1 protein-coding gene and 1 other annotated feature are annotated in these 1310 nt (G+C 64.7%); the gene reads left to right on the forward strand.

Going from position 1 to position 1310, the window contains the following annotated elements:
- The first annotated feature begins 51 nt into the window (after window positions 1–51).
- Window positions 52–1271, forward strand: a protein-coding gene (locus T5B8_RS19930) for an IS3 family transposase (RefSeq protein ID WP_353181004.1) whose coding sequence is annotated in 2 segments (ribosomal slippage) — window positions 52–337 and window positions 337–1271 — 1221 coding nt in all. Because the reading frame shifts where the segments join, the coding sequence is not laid out codon by codon here.
- Window positions 330–446 (forward strand) — a sequence feature (AL1L pseudoknot). Its footprint overlaps the gene before it by 117 nt.
- Window positions 1272–1310 lie beyond the last annotated feature (39 nt).

Raw genomic sequence — 1310 nt, forward strand, 5'->3', positions numbered from 1 at the left:
CTGAATCGCCCCGGGTTCGTCGGAGGCTCCAACTCTTGAGAGACTGGAGCCATGAAAGCAAGCAAACGTTATTCCCCGGAAGTTCGCCAGCGTGCGGTTCGGATGGTCTTCGATCATCAGGGCGAGTACGCCTCGCAGTGGGCGGCGATCGGCTCGATTGCGGGCAAGTTCGGATGCACCGCTCAGACGCTGTGTAACTGGGTACGCCAGGCCGAGCGTGATCGCGGGCTGCGCGATGGCCAGACCACAGAAGAACGTGAGCGCGTCAAAGCGCTTGAGCGCGAGAACCGCGAGTTGAAGCGCGCCAATGAGATCCTGCGCAAGGCCTCTGCGTATTTTGCCCAGGCGGAGCTCGACCGCCGAGGCAAGTGATGGTCGATTTCATCGACGACCATCGTCGGGTTTACGGTGTCGAGCCGATCTGCCGGATAGTGCCGATCGCACCGTCGACCTATTACGACGCCAAGACCCAGCAGGCCGATGCCACGCGGCGTTCGGTACGCGCCCAGCGCGACACCGCCGTGTCCGAGGCGATCGACCAAGTCTGGCATGACAACCGGTGTGTGTATGGCGCGCGCAAGGTCTGGCGTGAGTTGCATCGGCAACGCTGGTCCGTGGCCCGCTGCACCGTCGAGCGGCTGATGCGGGATATGGGCCTGCGCGGGGTGGTGCGCGGGCGCGCGCCGCGCACCACGCATTCGGATCCGCGCCAGGCCGCCCCGAACGATCATGTCCGGCGCGATTTCACCGCCGACGCGCCCAACCGGCTCTGGGTGGCGGATTTCACGTACGTGGCCACCTGGCGCGGCTTTGTCTACGTCGCCTTCGTGATCGACGTGTTTGCCCGCCGCATCGTCGGCTGGCGTACGTCGGGGGCGCCGAACACGGGCCTTGTACTCGATGCCCTCGAGCAGGCCATCCATGACCGGCAGCCGGCCCAGGGCCTGATTCAACATACCGACCGCGGCGTGCAATATCTGTCGATTCGATACAGCGAGCGGCTCGCCGAAATCGGCATCACGCCGTCGGTCGGACGGGTCGGCAACTCGTACGATAACGCGCTGGCCGAAACCGTCATTGGGCTGTTCAAGACCGAAGTGATCCGCCATCGCGGCCCGTGGCCGAATCTGCAAGCCGTCGAGTTCGCCACCCTGGACTGGGTCGACTGGTTCAATCAGCAGCGCCTGCTGGGACCGATCGGCGACATCCCGCCGGCCGAGGCGGAAAAACACTTCTATGCCACACTCACCGAGTCTGCCGAGGCGGCATGACTCAAACCCACGAGCCTCCGGCATTCCCGGGGCGATTCA

Source organism: Salinisphaera sp. T5B8 (assembly GCF_040361255.1).
Classification (GTDB): domain Bacteria; phylum Pseudomonadota; class Gammaproteobacteria; order Nevskiales; family Salinisphaeraceae; genus Salinisphaera.